Source organism: Streptomyces purpureus, assembly GCF_014648195.1.
GTDB classification, from domain to species: Bacteria; Actinomycetota; Actinomycetes; order Streptomycetales; family Streptomycetaceae; genus Streptomyces; species Streptomyces purpureus.
In genome coordinates this window covers 323,994-347,684 of the sequence record NZ_BMQQ01000001.1, presented here as the reverse complement: position 1 = coordinate 347,684, position 23,691 = coordinate 323,994, and the positions used below count along the sequence as shown (strand labels likewise).

Here is a 23,691-nt window from a genome sequence, read left to right as displayed (position 1 = left end):
GCGTGGTGCGGTCACGCGGTCCGGGGCGGCGTCAACCGGGGGTGGTCGTGGTCAGCGCGGCGGATGCGACGGCGGCCGGAGGTTCCGGCGCGGGACCCGGTGCCGATCAGTGGCTGATGCGCCATCTGACGACGGGTGACCTGGGGGCGCTCGACGAGGCCGTCCGGGCGTACCGCCGGGAGCTCGCGGCCCTGGCGCCCGGCGACGCCTCCGTACCGGCCCGCGCCGGCAATCTCCTGGTCGCCCTGCACCGGCGGTGGCAACTGTCCGGTGAGGCAGCGGACTTGGCCGCGCTGATCGCCCTCGGCCGGGAACGGGCGTCCGTCGGTCGCCCGCGTGCGCAGGACGTGACCCTTCTGGCGCTGGCGTACCGTCAGCGGTTCGGCCTCCTCGGGCAGATGCGCGATCTCGACCAGGCGATCGAGCTGCTCGACCGGGCGGCGGACATTCCGCAGAAGGCCGACACCGGTGCGCAGGTGCTGGCGTCGCTGGGCGAGGCCCTGCAGGAGCGGCACAGAAGGGGCGGGGGCCAGGAGACGGCCGACGGGACGGACCTGGCCCGGGCGGTGAGCGCCCTGCGGGACGCGCTGGAGATCCTGCCGCCCGCGTCGGCCGACCGGCCCGGCTACCGCAACAACCTCGCCTCGGCGCTGCACAGCGCGTACGAGCACAGCGGTGACACCGGTGCGCTGCGGGAGGCCCTGGACCTGTGGCGGGCCGTGCTGCGCGAAAGCCCTCCGGGCAGCGAGGTGCGTCCGCTCGCGCTGGGGAATCTCTCCCAGGGTCTTCGCCAGTGGCACGAACACGACGCCGACGATGCGGGCCGGGCGGAGATGCTGGAGGTGCACCGCGCCGCCCTGGCCGAGACCGGCGTGGGTCACCCGGGCCGTGCCGAGCGGCTCGCCGGCCTCGGGGTCGCGCTGCGTCTTGCCGCCGACGGCACCGGCGACCCGACGCTGCTGCGGGAGTCCGCGCGGGTGTTGCGTGAGGCGCTGACGCTGTTTGCTCCCGACGCCCCTGAGTGGGCCGTGAGGATGAACAGTCTCGGCAACACCCTGCACCGCCTCGCCCAGTCGACCGGGGACGGCGCCGCGCTCGACGAGGCGGTTGCCGTCCTGCGGTCCGCCCTGGCCCGGCAGCGGCCGGGCACCGCCGCGTACGCCGACACCCTGGGGAATCTCGCGGTCACCTTGCGGGAGCGTGCCCTGCAGACGGACGACCTGGACTCGCTGCGCGAAGCCACGCGGCTGGCCCGGGAGGCGGTCGACGCGGCTCCGCCCGCCCGTACGGCGCGGGTGGGGCGGCTGGGCAACCTCGGTGTGGTGCTGCAGAGCTGGCACGAGACGACCGGGGACACGGCCGCCGCGGACGAGGCGATCCGCGTGGCGCGTCGGGCCCTGGCCATGGGCCCGGCGACCGGCCTGCCCCGTGCGGACCGGCTGAACCACCTGGCCAACGCGTTGCGCGCGCGGTTCCAGTCCGCGGCGGACCCGGCGGACCTGGACGAGGCCGTCACCCTCCTCGATGAGGCGACCGAGCACGTCCCGTACGGCGATCCGGCGCTGTCGCTCGTACTCGCCAACCTCGGTTCCGCCAGGCTGACGCTGCATCATCACCGTGACACCGAGGGGCTGCTGGAGCTGGCGGTGAGCGATCTGGGGCGGGCCGTCTGGTCGGTCACGGAGGGCAGCTCGTCCCACGGCACGTATCTGCGGTCGTACGGCGACGCATTACGGGCGCTGCACCACCGGGACGGTGACACGGGGGTTCTGCGGGCCGCCGAGGACGCCTACCGGGAGGCCGCCGGCACGAAGGCCCTGCCCGCCTACACGCGGGTTCTCGCGGCCTGGGACTGGGGGGCCGCGGCGGCGGCCGGCCTGCGTTGGGAGGAAGCGCTGCGCGGCCATGAAGCGGCCCTGGAGCTGCTGCCGTTCGCGGCGTCCGGCCGGCTGGCCCGCCGTGACCAGGAGCGTGGCCTGTCGCGGGTGCGGGGTCTGGCCGCCGAGGCCGCCGCGTGCGCGGTCAACGCGGGGCGGCCTGAGCGCGCGGTGGCGCTCCTGGAGCAGGGCCGGGGCGTGCTGCTGAGCCGGGCCATGGACACCCGGGACGGGCTCGGGCGGCTGCGCGGCGCCCATCCGGATCTCGCCGAGCTGTTCGTCGCGGTCCGGGACCGGCTCGACGCGCTGGAGGCGGTCGACGCGGCGGACACGGCCCTGGGCAGGCTGCTGGATGCCTCGGCGGACGAGCGGCACCGGCTGGCGAGCCGGCTGGAGGAGCTGGTGGCCCGGATCCGCGAAGCGCCTGGCTTCGGCGACTTCCTCGCCGCGCCGGACGAGCGTGCCCTGTCGGCGTGCGCGGAGGAAGGCCCGGTGGTGCTCGCCTACTGCAGCGGCTACCGCAGCGACGCCCTGGTCCTGCGCGCCGACGGCGTCCTGCTCGTACCGCTGCCGCGGGCCGCGCCCCAGGCGGTCGGCGAACAGGCGGACCGGCTGCGGCGCGCGCTCGTCGACGCGATGGACCCTGCCCGCGACAAGGCGGCCCAGCGGACGGTCGCCGAGGTCCTGGCGTGGACGTGGGACCACGTCACCGGGCCGGTGCTCGACGGGCTCGGGCTGCGGGGCGCTGCCGTCGCCGGGGGCGGGCTGCCCCGGCTGTGGTGGTCGCCGGGCGGGCCGCTGGCCGCGCTGCCGCTGCACGCGGCCGGACACCACGGCGAGAGCGCCGGTTCGGCGCCGCGGACCGTGATGGACCGGGTGGTGTCCTCCTACACGCCGACCGTGAGGGCCCTGCGGTACGCCAGGGCACGGGCCGCAGCCCCGCGGCCGCCCGGTCGGCTGCTCGCCGTGGCGCTCCCGCAGACCCCGGGGGCGCGGCCGCTCGGCGGGGCGCGCCGCGAGGTGGAGGCGCTGCGCGCGCTGCTGCCGACCGACGTGCTGTACGGCGAGGGGGCCACCTTCGACCAGGTCATGGCCGCGCTGCCCGATCATCCTCATGTGCACTTCGCCTGCCACGGGGTCAGTGAGCCCGACGATCCTTCGGCGGGGCGGCTCCTTGTGCACGACCATTCGACACGGCCGCTGACGGTCCGGCAGATCGCCCGGCTCGACCTGCCGGCCGCGCGTCTCGCGGTGCTGTCGGCGTGCGAGACGGCGCGCGCCGAGGGGGATCTGGCCGACGAGTCGATCCACATCACCTCCGCGTTCCAGCTCGCGGGGTATCCCCACGCCGTGGGCACGCTCTGGCCGGTGCACGACGCCGTGGCGGTCCGGGTCACCCGCCTCCTGTACCGGGGGCTGCGTACCGACGGCGGCGGGGACGGCGGGCCGTGCCTGGACGACAGCCGGACGGCGGCCGCGCTGCACCAGGCGGTGCGGGAATGCCGCGCCGCGTTCACCGCCAGCCCGAGCCTGTGGGCCGCCCACGTGCACGCGGGTGCCTGAAGCAGTCACACGGACAAGAGGGGGAAGTCGCGATGGGCCGGTGGTGGCGGCGGCGCAAGGCCGCACAGGGGGACGCGGGGAGCGGCGAGGCGGCGAGGGGCCCGTCCGGAGGCGGCCGGGGCCAGGGACCGGAAGGGGAAGGGGACGAGGTCTGGCGGCCGGCCGGCGGGCACATCGTCATCACGGAGGTGACGGAGGGAAGTCCGGAGGAGGAGATCACGCGGATCGAGGTCTCCCCCGAGGAGTGGCACACCATGCGCGCCCGGGCCGCCATGGCGCAACTGGGCGCCGAGCACCCGGACGCGCTCGCCGCGGTGCGTGAACTGGCTCGGGTACTGGCCTCGACGCCCGGACGCGCCGAGCAGGCGGTGACGTTCTACCAGCACCTGGCCCGGTCCCAGTGGAACGTCCTCGGCCCGCGCCACCAGGAGACCCTGCTCACCTCCGCCGAACTCGCCGACGTGCTCCACACGACCGGACAGCTGCAGCTGGCCGAATCGGCCTGGCGGGACACCTTCCGCAAGCAGGCGGACACCCTCGGGCGCGATCACCTCGACACCCTGCGCAGCGCGGCGGGGCTTGCGGCCGTGCTGGAGGACCTCGGGCGCGCCCCCGAGGCCGAGCCGTTGCAGCGGGACGTACTGGAGCGCCGCACCCGTCTGCTCGGGCCCGACCATCGGGATGTGCTGACCGCCGCCAACTCCCATGCCTCGTCGCTGCTCAAGTGCGGCCGCCACAAGGAGTCCGAGCGGGCGCTGCGGGGGCTCGTGCCCCGGCTTGAGCAGCGTTACGGGCGTGACCACGAGCGCACCGCGTCCGCCCGGGCCAATCTCGGTGCCGTACTGGTCCGGCTGGACCGGCACGCCGAGGCGGAGACGGAACTGCGCGCCGTGATCCGGTCCTTCGAGGCGACCGTGGGGGCCCAGGACGAAGCCACCTTCACCGCGCGGAACAACCTGGCGGCCGTCCTGCACGCGATGGAGCGGTACAAGGACGCCGCGCGCGTCCTGCGTGAGGTCCTGGCCGGCCGGGTCGCCCTGAACGGCGAGGACCATCCGACCACCGTGTCGACCCGGGACAACCTCGCCAACGTACTGATCGACGTGGGTCGTCGCGCCGAGGCGGCCGAACTCCTGGAGCGCTGCGTCCGCGACTACCGGCGCATCTACGGCCCGGGGCACCCGCGTCAGCGGGCGGCCGAGGAGAAGCTGGCCTGGCTGCGGGACGGCGCCGGGTAGGGGGGTGTCTACCGGGTGGGGCGTGCGCCGGTGGCCGCGTCCAGCGCGTACACGCTGCCCTTGCCTTTGCGGACGTACAGCGTGCCGCCGGCGATCAGCAGGGCGCCGCCGCCGGTGACGGACGAGGTCCATTTCGGCCGGCCGGTGGCCGCGTCCAGCGCATGTACGTGGGGGTCGTCGGCGGTCCCGTTGACGTACACGGCCCCTGCGGCCACCACCGGAGCGGTGACGAAGGTATCGCCCGTGCCGGCCTCGCCTTCGGCAGGCATCCTGCCCGATCAACTCCCGGCGCACGCCGTCATGTTCGGGACGCCTCGGAACGTGTCGGAGCGCCCCTTCGGCGTCGCTCGGCCGCCGCGGCCGTGCGCACGGCTCCGCCCGGGCAGCGGGGCTGCCCGGGCGGAGGTGATCGGTGTGCCGCGTTCGGCTGGTGTGTCAGGTGCTGTCCGTCGCGTCGGTCGTCCGCATGTACCGCACGAGGATCGAGCCTGCGAGCAGGACCACGGCTACGGCACCCAGCAGTGCGATGGCCTTCGCCCAGGTGTACGTGAAGCCTGGGCTGCTGCTGAGCAGATTGACCGCACCGGCGCCTTCCAGTGCATGCAGCACGATGATGCCGGTGGCGAGCCCCGCAGCGGCGGCCCAGACGGCCACGGCATCGCGTACCGCGAGCCAGACCCCGCCGAGCAGGCAGAGCACGGTGACGACCGCGGAGAGCGCCGCGGCCTGGCCGCCGGCGCGCAGTTGCGCGAGGTCCATGGGCACATGGACCAGCGCGCAGGCGATCAGCGCGACCGCCGCGGGCCAGCGCAGCACCGACCGCAGCGCCGAGGAGGTGGTGTGGCTGCCGGGACCGGCGGCCAGGGCTCCGTCGAGGGCCGACCGCGCCCACGTGACCGAGCTTCGCCGCTTCGGGGCGGCGGCGGGGACTGCGTCGGCGCCGGCGTTCGCGCGGTCGTCCTGGCGGGGGGCGCTCTCAGGCTCCTCGGCGTTCCTGCCGGCGGGGAGCCAGTCGACGTTGTCGTGGCCGATGATGTTCACCAGCTTGACGACGTCCTCGATCGGCCGGCCCACGGCCGCGGCGCGGAGGGTGGTTTCGGCCCGTTCGAGGTCGTACCCCGAGGCGTTGAGCAGCACGACCAGTTGCCGTACCTCGTCCAGGGGACGGGAGACGGCGGCCGCGCGGAGCGCCACGTCGGCGGGGCAGGACAGCTCACCGGTCTCCTGAAGACGGGAGACCAGCGAGGCGACCTCGTCCACGGGACGCTCGGTGGCCGCCGTCCACAGGAGGGTGTGAATCGCCTCGTCGCCGTTCTCGTGCTTGTCCTGTGCCGAAGGGGCGCGCTTCCCCGGGGCCGGAGGGGCCGGCGGGGCCGGCTGGGCGCTCTTGGGGACGCTCTTCACCTCGGGCGCCGGGACCGGCGGAGTCCTCTTCGGAGGGCTCTTCACCACGGGCGGCGCGGCCGGCGGGGCGGTCTTCGGGGCGCTCTTCACGACGGGCGGCGAGACCGGCGGGGTGGTCTTCACCACGGGCGGCGGCGTCGGCGCGGCTGTCGGCGGAGGCGGCGTCGGCGCAGGCGGCGAGGCCGGCGGGGCCGGCGGGGCGCTCTTCACCAGGGGCGACCAGGCAGGCGGGGCGCTCTGCGCCGCCGGGGTCGGCGGGGCAGGCGGCGCGGGCGGCGCAGCCGGCGGGGTCGGCGGAGTCGGTGCGGCCGGCGAGGTCGGTGCGGCAGCCGGCGGGGGCGACGAGGCGCCCTGCCCCAGAGGCGACCAGGCCGGCGGGGCGCTCTGCGCCACGGGCGGCGGGGTCGGCGGGGTGGCCGGCGGAGGCGAGGAGGCGCTCTGCACCCTGGACTGCGGGACCGGCGGGGCGACCGGCGGAGGGGGCGGGACAACGGTGCCTGGCGCGCTGGGAGCCGGGTGCGGGGGGACAGCGGATTGGGGGTCGAGCGCGGGGCCGGTCTCGGCGTTCCGTATTCCGTCGTCTTCCGCCGGATTGATGCTGAAGGGGTTGAGGGTCATGTCGGGGGCTCCGTTCGTGGAACATCCGGTAGAACGTCCACCGTGGCTGTCTCGTGACGCGCTGGAAAACGCACGTGAATACAACTAGTGCGCACTTCACAGCACTGCGCCATCCGGAAGCGGTCCCGCTGGGCCGTCGGGGCGAATACGAGGCCCGGTCCGCCCCTCTCGCACGGCCCACCCCTCTTGCACGGTCCGCCCGTCGGCATGGTTCACGCACAGGGCGGACCGGCGGGCCCTCGTGGTTCGCGGCGGTCACGGGCGGTCATGGAGGACGAGCCATGGCGAGAATCCCTCCGCCAAGAACGGCCAGGAGCCCCCTTTCCCTTTCACCCCCGGCCGCTTTACGCGAATACCGAAAAGGCGTGGCCCGCATCAATCACCAATTGACACACGAACAACAATTGACACATCAACTCGGCGTGAGCCAAAGGGAGTTGTGACTTATCTGACACTTCCACCCATGAACCTTCGCCTGTGGGAAATCGTGTTCCCGAAAGCGGGGCGGAGAACCCCCATCCGTCCCCTCGGAATCGTGAGATGGAGCGCCATGGGTCCCAACACACGACCGTTACCGCAGATACGAGGCCGGGAACACCAGCTGGCACAGATCGGCGCACAGTTGCACAGCGTGACGAGCGCCGGGCGGAGCAGGGTCCTCCTGCTGGAGGCGGCGCCCGGAGCGGGCAAGACCCGCCTTCTGCTGGAAGCCGCCGACATCGCGAGAAGAAACGATTTTGCGGTCGTCACCGGCGTCCCGGCCGGTGCTGACACCGCCCCCAGGACGGCTTCCGCCCGTCCCCGGTCCCGCCCCCAGGGCCCCGCCGACGACGGTTTCCACCACCACGGCACGTCCGCCGCGATCGAGACGGCACGAGCATGGCTGCGCGACGACGCGGAACACCTCCGCGCCGTCGTCACCCTCGACGATCTGCATCTGGCGACTCCCCGCGCCCTGACGGCCCTGTGCGACCTCGTCGCGGCCCTCCGGGGCCGGCCCATCCTCTGGCTGCTCGCCTTCGCCCCGGACCGGGAGACCGCGTCGGGCGAGCCGGCGAAGGCCTGTCTCGGCAAGCTGCGCGGCAGGCTCCCGGTGGAACGCGTGCGGGAGCTCGGTCCGCTCGTGGGCGAGGCCTTGGCGCAGCTGGTCGCGGACCACGCCGGAGCCGCCCCCGCTCCCTCGCTCCTCGCCCTGGCGCAGAGCGTCAACGGCACCCCCCGTACGGTCGCCGAGCTGGTCCGCGGGCTCCTGGAGGACGGCGACCTGTGCGCGGTCGACGGCACCGCGCGGTGGCAGCCCGGCGTACCCGGCCACGCCCCCGACGGGGACGGCGTACGCATGCCCGCGCCGGTACCGGAACGCTTCTCCGCGCTGGTCCAGAAGGACCTCCGGTCGCTCTCCGAGCCCACCATGAAGGCGCTCAGGCTGGCAGCGGTGCTCGGATCGCCGTTCGCCCCGGAGGATCTGTCGGCCATGCTCGGCGAAGCACCGGTCGGCCTGCTGGCGGCGGTGGACGAAGCGGTCGGCCGGGGGCTCCTGGTCTGCGGTGAGCACGACCTCGCGTTCCGCACCGAGCCGATCTGGCGGGTGCTGCTCGACTCCGTACCGCCGCCGGTGTGCGCGCTGCTGCGCCGGCAGGCGGCGGAGATGCTGCTGTCACGGCCCGACGGCGTCGAACGCGCCGCCCTCCAGCTGGTGCACATCGCCCAGCCGGGCAACGCCGAGACCCTGCGGGTCATCGCCGAGGGATCCCAGAGGCTGCTGGCCGCCGATCCGTCGACCGCGGCGTCGCTGGCGACCCGCTGCATGGAGCTGGTGGCGCCCGGGCAGGCCGAGCGGGTGCGGCTGGCGCGGACGGCGGTGGAGGCGTTGACCAGGGCGGGCAGTCTGGACCGGGCCATCGCCCTTGCCAAGGCCACGATCGAGGAGACCACGAGGCTGGCGGCGCCGTTCCCCGCGGGGCTCGCCGCGGACGTCGCCGCGCTGCGGGCGTCGATGTCGGCCGCGCTGCTCCTGCTGGGACAGACGGGGATGGCGCGCCGGGCCGCCCGCGAGGCGCTCGCGGCGCAGGAGGGCGGATTCCAGCACCGCGAGGCTGTCATCACCCATATCGCCGCCTCCTACTTGAGCGGCGACGGCGCCGCGGTGGAACGGGCGCAGAAGATCCTCAGCGCACCCGACGTGCACGCCCAGGCCGTGCACGTGGGCGCGATGACCTTCCACGCGTTCGGCCAGTGGCGCGAGGGCCGGGTGGGCGACGCGGTCGGCACGCTGCGCAAGGCCGTCGCGCTCGACTGCGGCGGCGAGGAGGTGCAACTCCTCGATCCACGCTGGTTCCTCGCCTTCGCGCTCACCAGGACCGACGAGTACGAGGAGGCGGCGGCGGTCATCGAGAGCTCCGCCCGGGCAGCCGCCCCGGAGGCGCGGACGCTGGCCGCCGCCGTCCCGGCCGTGCTGCGGGCACCGCTGCACCTCGCCGAGGGGCGCCTGGACGAGGCCGAGGAGGCGGCGCGGGCGGGGGTGGGCGCCGACGGCCCGTACGTGCCGATGCTCGCCCCGCAGGCGTGGCTGGTGCTGGCCCAGGTCGCCCTGCGCCGGGGGGCGCTCGGCCAGGCCGAGGACCATGTCCGGACCCTGGAGAAGGACTTCCCGCAGGATGCCGCCGGCCCCTGGTGGGCCGCGCACGTGCTGCTGACCGCGCAGTTGGCCGAGGCCCGGGGGGATCTGCGGGCGGCGACGGACGTACTGGCGGAGCTCGCGGCGCGCGACGGTGCGCTGCGCGCGCTCGTGCTGGAGGATCCGGCCGCCGCGGCCTGGTGCGTACGCTGTGCGCTCGCGGCGGACAGGCCGGACCTGGTCCGGGCGGTGGTCGGGACGACGGAGTGCCTCCGCGCGCGCAACCGGCTTGTGCCCGCGGTGCTCGCCTCGGCCACGCACGCCCGCGCGCTCGCGGAGGGGGACACGCCCGCCCTGGCCCAGGCGGCGCCGCTGCACCGTAACCCGTGGGCCCGGGCCGCGGCGGCCGAGGACCACGCCGGTCTCCTGCTCGGCGGTGGCGACCACGAGAGCGCGATCGGCGAGCTGGACCGGGCGATGAGCGCCTACGGCGCGCTCGGCGGCGAGCGGGACGCCGCACGCGTCCGGGCCCGGCTGCGCGCGCTCGGGGTGCGGCGCCGGCACTGGACGCACGCGAAGCGCCCGGTCTCCGGCTGGGAGAGTCTCACCAAGACGGAGCGGAAGGTGGCGGAGCTGGTGGCCGACGGGCTCACCAACCAGCAGGCGGCGCACCACCTGTTCATCTCCCCGCACACGGTGGGGTTCCACCTGCGGCAGATCTACCGCAAGCTCGGGATCCGGTCCCGTACGGCGCTGATCCGGCTCAGGGCGTAGGCGCTCCGTGGGAGGGCGGGATGCGGGGTCCGGGATCGCCGTGATGTGCCGTCGGGCGTCCGAGGCTTCATCGTGGCTGGTGGCGCAGTTCTCCGCGCCCCTTCGGGGCGCTCCTCTTCAGCGGCTCCCACCAGGGGCGGTTGGCGGCGTACCACTCGACGGTCTCGGCGAGGCCCCGTTCGAACCCGATCCGGGGCGTGTGCCCGATGGCCCGGATTTTGGCATCGGTGAGGGAGTAGCGGCGGTCGTGGCCCTTGCGGTCGGGGACCCTGTCGACGCGGCGCCAGGGGGCGTTGAGCGCCCTCAGCAGCCGGTCGGTGAGTTCCAGGTTGGTCAGTTCGGTGGTTCCGGCGATGTGGTAGACCTCGCCCGCCCGGCCGTGTTCGACGACGAGGCGGACGGCGCGGCAGTGGTCGTCGACGTGGATCCAGTCGCGTACGTTGCCGCCGTCGCCGTACAGCGGCACGTTCAGGCCGTCGAGGAGGTTGGTGACGAACAGGGGGACGACCTTCTCCGGGTACTGGTACGGCCCGTAGTTGTTGCCGCAGCGGGTGATGCTGACCGGCAGGCCGTGGGTGCGGGCGTAGGCGAGCGCGATCAGGTCGCCGCCCGCCTTGGCGGCGGCGTAGGGGGAGTTCGGGGCGAGCGGGGCGCTCTCGTCCCAGGAGCCGGTGTCGATGCTGCCGTACACCTCGTCGGTGGAGACGTGGACGACGCGCGGGGTGCCCGCGTCGAGGCATGCCCGCATGAGGGTCTGCACGCCCAGGACGTTGCTGCGGACGAAGGCGTCCGCGGCGGCGATCGACCGGTCGACGTGTGTCTCGGCGGCGAAGTTGACGACGGCGTCGTGGCCGGGGACCACGGCCTTGAGCAGCTCGGCGTCGCAGATGTCGCCGTGGACGAAGGTGAACCGGCCTTCGGCGGGCGTGAGGTTGGCGAGGTTCCCGGCATAGGTCAGCTTGTCGAGGACGGTCAGCGTGTCCTGGTCGGCGAAGGAGCGTACGAAGTGGGAGCCGATGAAGCCGGCGCCGCCGGTCACGAGAATCCTCATGAGGCGACCTGCACCTTGCTGTGGTCGCCGAGGACGAGGCGGTGGGCCCTGAGGATGCGGGGCGTCGACACCACCTCGACCTCGCGGCCGATCAGCGAGCGTTCGACGCGCCGCACTCCGGCGATGGACGCGCCGCGCAGCACGATGGAGTACTCGACCTCGCTGTCGGTCACCGCGCAGTCCTTGTCGATGGAGGTGAAGGGGCCGATGTAGGAGTCGCGGATCCGTGAGCCGGCGGCGACGACCACCGGGCCGACGATCCGTGACCCGGTGACGGTCGCGCCCTTCTCGATCACCACGCGGCCGACGAGTTCGCTGGAGTGGACCTCGCCGGAGCAGTCGGCCTCGACGCCGTCCAGGACGAGGCGGTTGACCTCCAGCATGTCGGCGACGTTGCCGGTGTCCTTCCAGTAGCCGGAGACGACGGTGGAGTCCACGCGGCAGCCCGCGTCGACCAGTTCCTGGATGGCGTCGGTGATTTCCAGCTCTCCCCGCCACGACGGTTTGAGCCGGCCGACGGCGTCGTGCACGCGGGCGGTGAACATGTAGACGCCGACCAGCGCGAGGTCGCTCCTGGGATGCTCGGGTTTCTCCTCGAGACCGGTCACCCGGCCGCTGGGGTCCAGCTCGACCACGCCGAACGCCCGCGGGTCCGAGACCCGGGTCAGCATGATCTGGGCGTCGGGGCGGCTTCGCCGGAAGCGCTCCACGAGCGCGCTGATGCCGCCGACGATGAAGTTGTCGCCGAGGTACATGACGAAGTCGTCGTCGCCGAGGTAGTCGCGGGCGATGTGCACGGCGTGGGCCAGGCCCAGCGGTGCCTCCTGCGGGAGGTAGGTGACGTCCAGCCCGAACCGTGAGCCGTCGCCGACCGCGGACTCGATCTCGGCGGCGGTGTCGCCGACGACGATGCCGACCTCGCGGACGCCGGCCTCGGCGATCGACTCCAGGCCGTAGAACAGGACCGGTTTGTTGGCGACGGGCACGAGTTGCTTGGCCGAGGTGTGTGTGATCGGCCGCAGCCGGGAGCCGGACCCGCCGGCGAGTACGAGCGCCTTCATCGGCGTCCCTCTCTCAGGCTCGGGCGGTCGCCTCGTACATGAGCCTCACAGGTAGGAGTCATCTTCTCCCCAACTCTGGCGTGGAAGCAGGGTGGTTCGGGCCGGCCCGGCCGGGCTAGGCCAGCAGGGCGGGCAGCACGCTCATCCGGCGGATCATCCACTCCGACTCCCACTCGACGGCGGTGGAGGTGCTCAGCCGCGCCCGGGGGAACCGGCGCAGGAATCCGCGAACCGCGATCTGTGCCTCGAGCCGGACGAGCGAGGCGCCGATGCAGTAGTGCATGCCGAGGCCGAAGGAGAGGTGGCCCTGTCCGCGCCGCTCGGCGGCGAAGCTGTCGGCTCCCTCGCCCGGCCGGCGGTTCGCCGCCGCGATGCTGACCTGCACCGGGGCGCCCTTGGGGATCAGGTAGCCGCCGAGGTCGATGTCCTCGGTGGCGAAGCGCCAGGTGGGGTGGGGGAACGGCGGGTGCACCCGGAGGGCCTCCTCGACCCACGCCTTGATGTCCTCGTCGGTGCGGGGCCGTTCCTCCGGCGGCCGTCGCAGGGCCTCGTACAGCGACGCGGAGATCAGGCTGCCGGTGGTCTCGTAGCCGGTGATGATCATCCCGAGGGTCCAGACGATGACCTCGCCCTCGGTGACGGCCGCGTCGGGGCCGTCGGAGGAGTCCAGCAGGCCCGTGATCACCCCGTCGGCCAGCGGCTCCGGGTCGCGCACCCAGCCTTCGACCGCGCCGTACAGCGCCCCGACGGCCTCGGTGCGGGCCGGGTAGTCGGAGGAGTAGAGCATGACGTCGGTGATGGCGCGCAGCTGCCGCTCCGCCTCGGGCGGCAGGCCGAGCATCTCGGAGATGAAGGCGAGCGGGATCCGGTGCGTGTAGTCCGTGACCACGTTGACCTCGGCGGTGGCTCCGGAACGGGACCGCTCCAGCTCGTCCAGGAACCCCTCGACCTTGACGGCGACCCGCTCGCCCCATTTCTCGGTGTTCCGTGGGCTGAGCACCGGCGCGTGCAGCCGCCGGATCCGCGCGTGGTGCTCTCCGTCGCTCATGATCATGGCGCGGGCGTACTCCGGGTCCGGCTGGGAGCCCACCATCAGGCCCGGTTGGCGCATCCAGTCGGGGACCCAGGTCAGGTCCTTGGCGAACTTGGGGTGGGTGAGTGCCTGCCGTACGAGTTCCGGGTCGCACACCACCCAGGCGTGCTGGCCGAGGTACGGGATGCGGACGACCGGGGCCACCTTGGCGGCCGCCAGCAGCTGGGGCATGCAGTCGAAGGGCCCGGGGTCCGTCGGCATGGTGGTGACGGGGGCTTCGGACAGTCCGGTTTTCGTCGTGGTGTTCAACGTATGACCTCTTCGGTGGGAATCTGGCCCTGGGAATCGGCCAGGGCTTCGATGAGTTCGGCGGCCCGGCGTGGGGCGTCGCGGCTCTTGTGCTCGCCGGACAGGGCGCGGGCCCGCCGCCGGTAGCGTTCGTCGTTCAGGACGGTGGTGACCGCGTCGCGCAGGCCGGCCTCCGAGACGGAGCGTCGTCCGAGGACGACACCGGCTCCGGCCCAGGCGACCCGTGCCGCAACGTCCGGGTTCTCCTCCGAGCGCGGTGCGACGACGAGGGGCACGCCGTGGGCGAGGGCGGCGTTGACGCCGTTGTAGCCGCCGTTGGTCACCATCACGTCCACATGGGGCAGCAGGTGGTGGTAGGGGACGAACCGCTCCAGCCGGACGTTGTCGGGGACCGGCCGCAGCAGGTCGACGTCGAGGGTGCTCCCGGTGGTGACCACGACGAGGACGTCCTGGTCGGCCAGGGCCCGTACGGCGGGGACGAGCAGCCAGCCGACGTCGTTGGCGGTGGTGCCCTGGGTGAGCAGCACCACCGGCCGTCCGCCGTGCAGCTCCTCCCACCAGCCGGGCGGGTCGAAGTGCTCCGGCGGGAGTCCGAGGAGCCCGCCGACGAAGTGCGTGCCGGGCAGCAGGTCGCTGCGGGGGAACTCGAAGGACGGCACGGTGCTCATCAGGTAGAGGTCCGGCGGGCGGGCGATGTTCTCCATGGCGCCCGTCCTCAGTCTCGGCAGGTTCACCCGGGCCCGGGTCCGGTCGGCCTCCAGGCGCAGGTCCCGCATGACCACGTGGTCTCCGGCGAATCTGAGCAGCGTGTTACGGAGCCGTGCGAGCGGTGTCGAGCTCGGCGGCAGGCCTTGGCCGAGCGGGCCGGTGTCCCGGCTGCCGAGGATGTAGATGGAGTTGTTGAGCCAGGCCAGCGGGGTGCCGGTGCGTTCGGCGGCGAAGCAGGCGCCGTAACACATGTCGTCGGCGAGGACGCAGTCCGCCGGGAACCGGCCCAGCAGCGCTATCAGGTCGTCCATCTGGCCCGGTGCGGTGCGGTAGAAGATGTCCCGGACGCCGGTCTTGAAGCTGGCGATGCCGGTGAGCCCGGCGTGGTGGGGGAAGGCCTCCTCCCGGCTGTGGCCGCCGAAGTCGAGCCCGGCGCTCATGGGCTCGAAGCGGGCCCCGGCCTGCTCCACCTGTTTCTGGAAGACGCGGCCCGTGTACCAGCGGACCTCGTGGCCGCGCCGGGTCAGTTCGCGGGCGACCTCGAGCATGCTGACGACGTGTCCGGGTGCCGGGGTGGTTGCGATCAACACTCGTGTCAACGTCGCCTCCGTGGGGGTGTCGTGTCACCGTTCTCACCGGTCGGCCCGGGCACCCACGGGCCGGGGCCGACCGGCCACGCACGTCAGCATGGCCCCGCCCGGGGCCGTGGACGGCGGTGCGGGGAAAACCCCGCGCGTTCGCGTGGGATGGCGCGGCCCTGCCGGGCCGATCGCGTCGGCGGACCGCCGGTCATCCCATCCGCGCCGCGGCCCGGCGGGGGATACGAAGGTCCGGCAGGCGCCTGAACAATTGACGCAAGCAATCCCCGGCATCGCCCTTTCCGGGACCGGGAAAGGCGCTGGCGTTCATCCAGGACATGTTCCCGGCCTTGGACATCGCGTACTGGAGGAGGACCTGTGACGGCACCCTTGCGGGAGATTGACGGGCCGGACGGCGCCATCGGTGGACCGAAGAAGGTCACCGTCATCGGCGCCGGTATCGCCGGCCTGGTGGCGGCATACGAATTGGAGCGCCTGGGACATGACGTCGAGGTCATCGAGGGAAGCCACGACATCGGCGGCCGTATTCACACCCACCGTTTCTCCGGCGACGGCCGGACCGGGCCGTTCGCCGAGCTCGGGGCGATGCGGATCCCCGCCGGGCACCGGCTGACCATGCATTACATCGCCGAACTCGGCCTGCAGAACCAGGTGCGGGAATTCCGGACGCTGTTCTCCGACGACGCCGCCTATCTGCCCAGTTCCTCTGGATATCTTCGGGTGCGTGACGCGCATGAAACCCTTGTCGAGGAGTTCGCCGCCGCGCTGCCAGAGCGGAATTACCGCGACAACACGCTGCTGTTCGGCGCCTGGCTGGACGCAAGCATCAGGGCGATCGCCCCGCGGCAGTTCTACGACGGGCTGAACAACGAGATAGGCGAGGAGCTGCTGAACCTCGTCGATCACATCGACCTGACGCCGTACCGGTGCGGCAGCGCGCGGAACAGGATCGACCTGCACGCCTTCTTCGCCGACCATCCCCGGGTGCGGTCGTGCTGCCCGCCGCGCCTGGAGCGTTTCCTCGACGACGTGCTGGACGAGACCAGTTCCACCATCGTGCGGCTGCGGGACGGGATGGACGTACTCCCCCGGCGCCTCGCCTCCCGGATCCGGGGAAAGATCATGACCGGTCAGGAGGTCGTGGGTATCGACGTCCGGGACGACGCGGTGACCCTGCGGATCCGCCAGGGCGTCAGGACGGTCACCAGGACGTGCGACTACGTGGTGTGCACCATTCCGTTCACGGTGCTCAGGAGGATGCGGCTGACCGGCTTCGACCGGGACAAGCTGGACATCGTCCACCGTACGAAGTACTGGGCGGCCACGAAGATCGCCTTCCACTGCCGTGAGGCGTTCTGGGAGAAGGACGGGATCAGCGGGGGCGCCTCCTTCACCGGCGGGCACGTGCGGCAGACCTACTACCCGCCCGCCGACGGCGATCCGGCGCTGGGCGCGGTGCTGCTGGCGAGCTACACCATCGGGCCGGACGCCGACGCCCTCAGCCGACTGGGCGAGGCGGAGCGGAACGCGGTCGTCAGCAGGGAACTGAGCGCGATGCACCCGGAGTTACGGCGGCCGGGCATGGTCCTGGGGGTGGCGGGCCGGGCCTGGGGCGAGCGCCGGTGGTCCTGGGGGGCGGCCACGGTCCGCTGGGGCCAGGAGGCGGCTCTGCGCGAGGCGGAGCGGCGGGAGGCCGCCCGGCCGCAGAGGGGCCTGTTCTTCGCCGGTGAGCACTGTTCGTCGAAGCCGGCGTGGATCGAGGGCGCGATCGAGTCGGCGATCGACGCCGCGCACGAGATCGAGTGGTACGAGCCGCGGGCGAGCCGCGTGTTCGCCGCCACCCGGCCGAGCCGATCGGACAAGTCGGCGTGAGCGTCTTCGACCTGCCCCGGCTGCACTTCGGCGGAACGGCGACGACCCACCTGCCCACCGGGGCGCGCGGCGGTCTCGTCGACCTGGCGACGAACACGGCGCTCACCGCCGGCGGGCAGCCCTTCCCGGCGCACCGCCCGCCCGGTGAGTACCACGACCACCTCGACCGGCTGGGGCCGAGGTACGACGCCACGGGCCGCCCGGCGCCCGACGGGCCGTTCAGCGCGGCCAAGGGCGAGGACTTCGCCGGCAACGGACACTTCGCGATCGACGCCCGGATCACCGGCGTCGAGACCCGGCCGGGCGGGATCGACACCGCCGATCCGGTGGTCGGGCGCACCGTCGACATGTGGGGGCACTACAACGAGTATCTCGCCACCACGGTCAACCGGGCCCGTGTCTTCGACGTCGACCCGTCCTCGGACTGGACGACGACGCTCATGGTCGGGCAGTTCTGCTTCGGGCGCGAGGGACGCTCACACGACGTGGGGTACATGGCCACCGGGATGGTCCGCGGCTTCCATCCTCCGAGGTGGCACAACGCCGGCCACGTCGTCGGTGCCGGCGAGCACTGGCTGGGGCAGCGGCTGCGCCGGTCCGTGGTGCACCAGTTCGTCGTGGACGCGGACGACGGACTGACCTGGCTGGAGGAGGCGGCCGTCTCTCCGGCCGTGCGGCGGCTGCGTGCCACGGTGGCCGGCCTGGAGGCCGGCGGTCTGGTGGTGCAGTTCGCGCTGAGCCACATGTCCGCCCCGCAGGCACCGGACCGGCCGAGCCGGTGGCAGCTGCGCGGGACGATCGCCCCCTGGCGTCCGCGGGAGCCGCGTACGTACCCGGCGGGCCGCCTGCTCGTCCCGGCCCGCCGCACACCTGGCCGGGCTTCCGGCGAAGGGGCCGGCGAGGGCGCCCTGCACAACCTCTCCGTGGAGGTGACGGACGACCACGTCACCCTCAACATGATCACCGCGGTGCCCACGTCCGCCGGGTCCGGGACGGGGGCGGGGACCCCCCGGCCGGTCGACCTCGGCGATCTCGAACTGCGTACGGCGGACAGCGGACGGCTGGTGGCCCGGGTGCCCCGGGAGGCGTACCTCGGCGAGGAGTTCGCCCTGGGCGGTGGCCTGGTGACGGTGCCCGGCGAGATGGCCGCGGGCGATGCGGCCGGGGAGGGGCTGAGGCTGGTGGGCACCGGCCCCGACGGCCCTGTGGTGCACCTGCGGGAGAAGGAGGTCAACGTCCAGGTCGACGACGCCTGCCTCGTCCTGGAGCACCCTCGGAACGCGGAGGACGCGGACCACGACGTCGAGGTGCGGGTGCGGTCGTATCTACGGGGCCGCCCGGCCGCCGTCGGCGGGATCCGCGTACGGCAGTTCTTCAACCCCAGGGCGCTGCCGCGAGATCCGGCCGCCCGCTCCCCCGAGGCGCGCTGCTCCGACGTCGACATCGTCCGGCTGCGCGCGGGCCGTGGGGACGGCTCGGGCACCTGGTCGAGCTCGTGCGTCCTGGACACCGACCACGCGGGCCGCGGGTGGTTCACGATGCGGGGCGCGGCGGCCGGCAGCACCCGTCTCCTGCTCTCGACCGGCGCCGGTGACCTGCCGTGCGACGTGGACCTGCCCGGCTCCGCGGCCCGCGGCTACGACCACGACGACGCACTCGGCTACTGGCCCGGTGCCGGGTACCTGTCGGTGCGGGTCCTGCCCGACGACTGGCGGCTGGCCGGGCTCGGTCCGGACGAGGCGACGTTCGACCTGGTGTACCGGGAGGTCTTCGCCTTCTACGAGCAGCTGTACTCCTTCATGAAGGCGGAGGTCTTCAGCCTGGCGGACCGGTGCAAGGTGGAGACGTACGCGAAGCTGATCTGGCAGATGTGCGACCCGCGCAACAAGACCAAGACGTACTACATGCCGCCGACGAGGGACCTGTCCGAGCCCAAGGCACAGCTACTGCTCACCTTCCTGCGGGCGCGGCAGGCGCCGGACGAGGTCCTCCTGACGGCGCCGGCGGAAAAGGTCCGCCGGGGTGGGGAGATCACCACCCGGACCCGGCTGGTCGAGGTGCTGCGCAACGCGGCCGCGATCGAACTGGCCGTCATGCTGCAGTACTTGTACGCGGGCTACTCGGTGCCGACGCACGGCGCCGGGCTCGCGTACGTACGGCGGGGTCTGTGGACGCCCGAGCAGCTCCGGCTCGCCTGCGGCGACGGCGGGGAGACCCTCGACGGGGGCATCCGCTCCATGCTCCTGGACGTCGCTCGCGAGGAGATGATCCATTTCCTTCTCGTCAACAACATCCTCACCGCGGTGGGCGAGCCGTTCCATGTGCCCAGGATCGACTTCGGCGCGCTCGGCCACGAGCTGCCGGTGCCGTTGGACTTCTGCCTGGAGCGGCTGGGGCCCGGCAGCGTCGAGCGGTTCATACAGATCGAGCGGCCCGGCGACCTCGTCGGCGAGGTACGCCGGGGAGACACGGCCGCGGCCGCCGCGGCCTGGGACGACCGGCACCCCTACGCCTCGCTCAGCGAGCTGTACGCGGCCCTCCGGGAGGGGCTGCGGCGCGTCCCGGACCTCTTCCTGGTGGAGAAGGGCAGAGGCGGCGGGGAGCACCACCTCTTCCTGCGGGAGTCGGTCAACCAGCGCCATCCGGACTACCAGTTGGAGGTCGACGACCTCGCGAGCGCGCTGTTCGCGATCGACGTCATCACCGAGCAGGGAGAGGGCGGGGTGCTCGGTCCGCGAGAGGTGCCCGGCCCGCGAGGCGCAGGCGGCCCGGCCAAGGCCGAGGAGTCGCACTACGCGTCGTTCCTGCGGATCTCCGAACTGCTCCGCGCGGCACCGGCCGCGGGGACGCATCCGGGCGGCGAGCGGTGGAACCCGGCCTATCCCGTCGTACGCAACCCCACGCTCCGGCGAGGCAACCCGGCCATGGAGAGGGTCACCGATCCCGAGGCCCGGTCGGTCATGGAGCTGTTCAACCAGTCGTACTTCATGGCGCTGCAGCTCATGGCCCAGCACTTCGGGGAGCGCCCCGACGCGAGCCTGCGCCGGTCCGACCTGATGAACGCATCGATCGACATGATGACGGGCCTGATGCGCCCGCTGGCGGAACTGCTCGTGACCTTGCCCTCGGGGCGCCGGGGCACGACCACCGGGCCGTCGTTCGAACTGGCCGAGCAGCCCGCGCCGGTGTCCCGACCGGACGTGGCCAGGCGCGGCATCGCCCTGCGCCTGGACCACCTGGCGGCGGCCTGCGGCAAGCATCCCCTGGTGCCCGCCCGCGTGGGCGAGATGAGCGCGTTCTGGGCCGATCACTTGCGGCTGCCGCGCCCGTAGGGCGCCCCCGGGCCGTCCGCGACTTCCTACGACGCAAGGAGACCGCATGTCATCCGCGACGCTGCCGCGGTTCGACCTCAAGGGCTGGGACAGGGCCGACATCGCCGACCCGTACCCGGTGTACCGGCGCTACCGGGAGAGCGCGCCGGTGCACCGCGGGGTCTCGGGGACGGGCGGGCCGCAGACCTTCTACGTGTTCTCCTACGACGAGGTCGTCCGGGTGCTGTCGGGCCGGCGTTTCGGCCGGGACGCGCGCGTGGCGTCCGGCGACACGGGCGCGGCGGCCGGCCCGGTCCCCGCCGAGTACGCGGCCCTGCGGGCCGTGGTCGAGAACTGGCTGGTCTTCCTGGACCCGCCGCGCCACACCGAGCTGCGCGCCCTGCTCGGCGCCGAGTTCTCGCCGTCGGTCGTCGCAGGCCTGCGGCCCCGTATCACCCGGCTCGCGCACGAACTCCTGGAAGGGCTCGGACGGGACCGGGAGGCCGATCTGGTCGAGGGGTTCGCGGCGCCGTTCCCCATCCTCGTCATCTCCGAACTGCTCGGCATCGCACGGGAGGACCACACCTGGCTCCGCGCCAACGCGGTGGCCCTCCAGGAGGCCGGCACCACCCGGTCGCGTGGCGGTCCGGACCGGTACGTACGGGCCGAGGCGGCCGCCGGGGAGTTCGCGCGCTACTTCAGGGCCGAGGTGCGGCGGCGGCGCGGGGACGAGCGCGGCGATCTGCTGACGCTGCTGGTCCGCGCCCGGGACGGCGGTGCGCCGCTGAGCGTGGACGGAATCGTGGGAACCTGCGTCCATCTGCTCACCGCCGGACACGAGACGACCACCAACTTCCTGGCGAAGGCGGTGCTGGCGCTGCGGGCGCACCCCGAGGTCCTCGACGAGCTGCGGGGCGCTCCCGGGCTGACTCCGGGGGCGGTCGAGGAGCTGTTGCGCTACGACTCGCCGGTGCAGGCGGTGACGCGCTGGGCGTACGAGGACACCCGGCTCGGCGGTCTCGATGTGCCGCGCGGCAGCCGGGTGGTCGCCCTGCTGGGCTCCGCGAACCGGGACCCCGCGCGCTTCGCGCGCCCCGACGACCTGGACGTGCGCCGCCCCGCCGACCGGCATCTGGGCTTCGGGCTCGGCATCCACTACTGCCTGGGCGCGACGCTGGCCCGCGCCGAGGCCGAGATCGGCCTGCGGGCGCTGCTGGACGGCCTCCCGTGGCTGGGCCTGGGCGGTCAACGGGTCGAGTACGCCGACGACATGGTTTTCCACGGGCCGACCCGGCTGGTGCTCGGCACGTCCGACGGTCCGTGATCCGACGGCTCATGACCCGCCCGCCCGAGATCCGCCCGCCCGCGATCCCCAGCGGCACACCGACACCGAACGAAGGAAGGCAGCCATGACCCGACAGCCCAACACCGCCACCCCCGACTCCATCGGGCAGGTCTACGACGAGTTCACCGGCATCGGCGCCACGGCCGTCCTGGGCGGCAACATCCACGTGGGCTACTGGGACGACGACCACGACGTCCCGATCGCCGAGGCCACCGACCGCATCACCGACCTCGTCGCCCAGCGCCTCGCCCCACGGCCGGACGCGCACCTCCTGGACGTGGGCTGCGGAAACGGCTTCCCGGCCGTGCGGATCGCGCGGGCGCACGACGTACGGGTGACGGGCATCACCGTCAGCCGACAGCAGGTCGCCCAGGCACAGGAGCTGGCGGCCGACGCCGGCGGGCGGGCCTCCTTCCTCTTCGCGGACGCCATGCACCTCCCCTTCGACGACGGTTCCTTCGACGGGGCCTGGGCGATCGAGGCGCTGATGCACATGACCGAGCAGACCCGGGCCCTGTCGGAGCTCCACCGCGTCGTACGGCCCGGCGGCCGCCTGGTCGTCACCGACCTGTGCCAGCGGCAGCCGTTCACGGGCGAGGACAGGGCGCTGCTGGACGGCATGCTGCGCGCGTACGAGATCGTCGACATCAGCACACCCGGGGAACATCGCGCGCGCCTGGCGGAGGCGGGCTGGGAGCTTCTGGAGATGACAGACATCGGCGAACGGGTCCGTCCCAGTTACGGGCACGCCGCGGCCGCCTTCCGGGAGCTCGCCACCTCCCTCGACGCCGGCGCGGCGGAGCAGATCACCGCGGCGGCGGACGCGATGGAGGCGTTCGGGAAGCATCCGGACACCGGCTATGTGGTGATCACCGCGCGGCGGTCCTGAGCGATGACGACCAGCCTCGGCGCACCACCCGCCCCGCCGGCCGCCGTGCGCTCGCGCCAGGACCGCGGGCTCGCCGACCGCATCGCCCTGTCGGCCGCGACCCGCCAGGGGGTGCACCTGCGGACCGCCGACGTCCACGCCTGGCTGACCGAGCGGCGCCGGGTCAACGCCTTCCAGGTGGACCGCATCCCGTTCGCGGAGCTGACGCAGTGGCGCTTCGAGGACGGCAGCGGCAATCTCGTGCACCGCAGCGGCAGGTTCTTCACCGTCGAGGGCATGCGCGTGGTGGACCGCGACGGCCCCGGGCGGGAGTGGCGGCAGCCGGTCATCCGCCAGCCCGAGATCGGCATCCTCGGCATCCTGGCCAAGGAGTTCGACGGCGTACTGCACTTCCTGATGCAGGCCAAGATGGAGCCGGGCAACCCCAATCTGCTCCAGCTCTCCCCGACCGTCCAGGCCACCCGCAGCAACTACACCAAGGCCCACCGGGGCGCGAACGTCACCCTCATCGACCACTTCCACCGGCCCGACCGGCACCGCGTCATCGTCGACGTCCTCCAGTCGGAACAGGGGTCGTGGTTCTTCCACAAGTCCAACCGCAACATGATCGTCGAGACCGTCGGCGACGTCCCCGAACTGGACGACTTCCGCTGGCTCACCCTCGGTCAGATCGCCGAACTCCTCCACGAGGACGATCTGGTCAACATGAACGCCAGGAGCGTGCTGTCCTGCGTGCCGCACCAGGACACCACGCCCGGTGCGCTGCTCTCCGATGCCCAGCTCCTGTCCTGGTTCACCGGCGAACGCTCCCGCCACGACGTGTACGCCGAGCGCGTGCCGCTGTGCTCCGTGAGCGGCTGGCGGCGCGGGAAGGAGACGATCGAGCACGAGGAGGGCCGCTACTTCAAGGTCGTCGCCGTCTCCGTACGGGCCGGGAACCGCGAAGTGGTCCACTGGGACCAGCCGTTGATCGAACCGGTCGGCGTGGGCGTCACGGCGTTCCTCGTACGGACCATCGGCGGGGTGCCGCACGTCCTGGTGCACGCCCGGGTCGAGGCCGGCTTCCTGGACACGGTCGAACTGGCCCCCACCGTCCAGTGCACGCCCGCCAACCACGCCCATCTGCCGCCGCGGCGGCGTCCGCCCTTCCTCGACGCCGTCCTGGGCGCCCCCGCCTCACGTATCCGCTACGAGGCGATCCACTCCGAGGAAGGGGGGCGCTTCCTCAACGCACGGAGCCGCTACCTCGTCGTCGACGCCAACGCGACCGAGGCCGGGCTGGACCCGCCGCCCGGCTACGCCTGGGTCACCCCCGCCCAGCTCAGCGCCCTCACCCGGCACGGCCACTACCTGAACGTGGAGGCCCGCACGCTGCTGGCCTGCCTCAACGCCGGCGCTCTGCGGCCCCAAGGAGGGATGTGA

14 protein-coding genes are annotated in these 23,691 nt (G+C 73.1%); 8 read left to right on the top strand and 6 right to left on the bottom strand.

Going from position 1 to position 23,691, the window contains the following annotated elements; translation table 11 throughout:
* The first annotated feature begins 116 nt into the window (after positions 1-116).
* Entirely contained in the window at positions 117-3,440 is a 3,324-nt protein-coding gene (locus IEZ01_RS01545; RefSeq protein ID WP_229832590.1) for a CHAT domain-containing protein, read from the top strand.
* A gap of 188 nt (positions 3,441-3,628) precedes the next feature.
* A complete protein-coding gene (locus IEZ01_RS01540; RefSeq protein ID WP_229832588.1) occupies positions 3,629-4,678 on the top strand; it encodes a tetratricopeptide repeat protein in 1,050 nt (349 codons plus the stop codon).
* 8 nt (positions 4,679-4,686) lie between these two features.
* Here IEZ01_RS01540 and IEZ01_RS01535 read toward each other — a convergent pair whose 3' ends face one another.
* Positions 4,687-4,947, bottom strand: a complete 261-nt coding sequence (locus IEZ01_RS01535) for an outer membrane protein assembly factor BamB family protein (protein WP_189199415.1) — start codon at positions 4,945-4,947, stop codon at positions 4,687-4,689.
* A 166-nt stretch (positions 4,948-5,113) separates the two neighbouring features.
* Positions 5,114-6,208 (bottom strand): hypothetical protein, encoded by a 1,095-nt coding sequence (locus IEZ01_RS01530; protein WP_189199413.1) that lies wholly within the window; start codon positions 6,206-6,208, stop codon positions 5,114-5,116.
* Positions 6,209-7,331: 1,123 nt separating this feature from the next.
* On the opposite strand from IEZ01_RS01530, the gene IEZ01_RS01525 reads away from it, so the two are divergent.
* Positions 7,332-10,091 (top strand): LuxR C-terminal-related transcriptional regulator, encoded by a 2,760-nt coding sequence (locus IEZ01_RS01525; protein ID WP_229832586.1) that lies wholly within the window; start codon positions 7,332-7,334, stop codon positions 10,089-10,091.
* Positions 10,092-10,158: 67 nt separating this feature from the next.
* Here IEZ01_RS01525 and rfbB read toward each other — a convergent pair whose 3' ends face one another.
* The 4 genes from rfbB to IEZ01_RS01505 form a co-directional block, all read right to left on the bottom strand.
* Positions 10,159-11,142: a dTDP-glucose 4,6-dehydratase gene (rfbB, locus tag IEZ01_RS01520; RefSeq protein ID WP_028798202.1), complete on the bottom strand. Its 984-nt coding sequence runs from the start codon at positions 11,140-11,142 to the stop codon at positions 10,159-10,161.
* The gene (locus IEZ01_RS01515) at positions 11,139-12,203 is read right to left on the bottom strand and encodes a glucose-1-phosphate thymidylyltransferase (protein WP_019890959.1); all 1,065 of its coding nucleotides are present in this window, start codon (positions 12,201-12,203) and stop codon (positions 11,139-11,141) included. The genes rfbB and IEZ01_RS01515 overlap by 4 nt, the downstream gene beginning before the upstream one ends.
* Before the next feature lie 115 nt (positions 12,204-12,318).
* The gene (locus tag IEZ01_RS01510) at positions 12,319-13,545 is read right to left on the bottom strand and encodes a cytochrome P450 (protein ID WP_019890958.1); all 1,227 of its coding nucleotides are present in this window, start codon (positions 13,543-13,545) and stop codon (positions 12,319-12,321) included.
* On the bottom strand, positions 13,542-14,843 hold the full coding sequence (locus IEZ01_RS01505; protein ID WP_019890957.1) for a glycosyltransferase: 1,302 nt from the start codon (positions 14,841-14,843) through the stop codon (positions 13,542-13,544). The genes IEZ01_RS01510 and IEZ01_RS01505 overlap by 4 nt, the downstream gene beginning before the upstream one ends.
* A 366-nt stretch (positions 14,844-15,209) precedes the next feature.
* Here IEZ01_RS01505 and IEZ01_RS01500 point away from each other — a divergent pair, with 366 nt between their 5' ends.
* The 5 genes from IEZ01_RS01500 to IEZ01_RS01480 all read left to right on the top strand — a co-directional run bounded on the left by IEZ01_RS01500 (position 15,210) and on the right by IEZ01_RS01480 (position 23,691).
* Positions 15,210-16,724, top strand: a complete 1,515-nt coding sequence (locus IEZ01_RS01500; protein ID WP_229832584.1) for a flavin monoamine oxidase family protein — start codon at positions 15,210-15,212, stop codon at positions 16,722-16,724.
* Positions 16,721-20,056, top strand: a complete 3,336-nt coding sequence (locus IEZ01_RS01495) for a ferritin-like domain-containing protein (protein WP_189199411.1) — start codon at positions 16,721-16,723, stop codon at positions 20,054-20,056. Before IEZ01_RS01500 ends, IEZ01_RS01495 begins: the two co-directional genes overlap by 4 nt.
* Positions 20,057-20,102: 46 nt before the next feature.
* A complete protein-coding gene (locus IEZ01_RS01490) occupies positions 20,103-21,359 on the top strand; it encodes a cytochrome P450 (protein ID WP_189199409.1) in 1,257 nt (418 codons plus the stop codon).
* A gap of 85 nt (positions 21,360-21,444) precedes the next feature.
* A complete protein-coding gene (locus tag IEZ01_RS01485; RefSeq protein ID WP_019890953.1) occupies positions 21,445-22,269 on the top strand; it encodes a class I SAM-dependent methyltransferase in 825 nt (274 codons plus the stop codon).
* A gap of 3 nt (positions 22,270-22,272) precedes the next feature.
* Positions 22,273-23,691: an NDP-hexose 2,3-dehydratase family protein gene (locus IEZ01_RS01480; RefSeq protein WP_189199407.1), complete on the top strand. Its 1,419-nt coding sequence runs from the start codon at positions 22,273-22,275 to the stop codon at positions 23,689-23,691.

Excerpts from the sequence above, each read along its gene's own strand:
- IEZ01_RS01490 (WP_189199409.1), top strand. The coding sequence starts at position 20,103 with ATGTCATCCGCGACGCTGCCGCGGTTCGACCTCAAGGGCTGGGACAGG.
- IEZ01_RS01480 (WP_189199407.1), top strand. The coding sequence starts at position 22,273 with ATGACGACCAGCCTCGGCGCACCACCCGCCCCGCCGGCCGCCGTGCGC.
- rfbB (WP_028798202.1), bottom strand. The coding sequence starts at position 11,142 with ATGAGGATTCTCGTGACCGGCGGCGCCGGCTTCATCGGCTCCCACTTC.
- IEZ01_RS01535 (WP_189199415.1), bottom strand. The coding sequence starts at position 4,947 with ATGCCTGCCGAAGGCGAGGCCGGCACGGGCGATACCTTCGTCACCGCT.
- IEZ01_RS01485 (WP_019890953.1), top strand. The coding sequence starts at position 21,445 with ATGACCCGACAGCCCAACACCGCCACCCCCGACTCCATCGGGCAGGTC.
- IEZ01_RS01545 (WP_229832590.1), top strand. The coding sequence starts at position 117 with ATGCGCCATCTGACGACGGGTGACCTGGGGGCGCTCGACGAGGCCGTC.
- IEZ01_RS01515 (WP_019890959.1), bottom strand. The coding sequence starts at position 12,203 with ATGAAGGCGCTCGTACTCGCCGGCGGGTCCGGCTCCCGGCTGCGGCCG.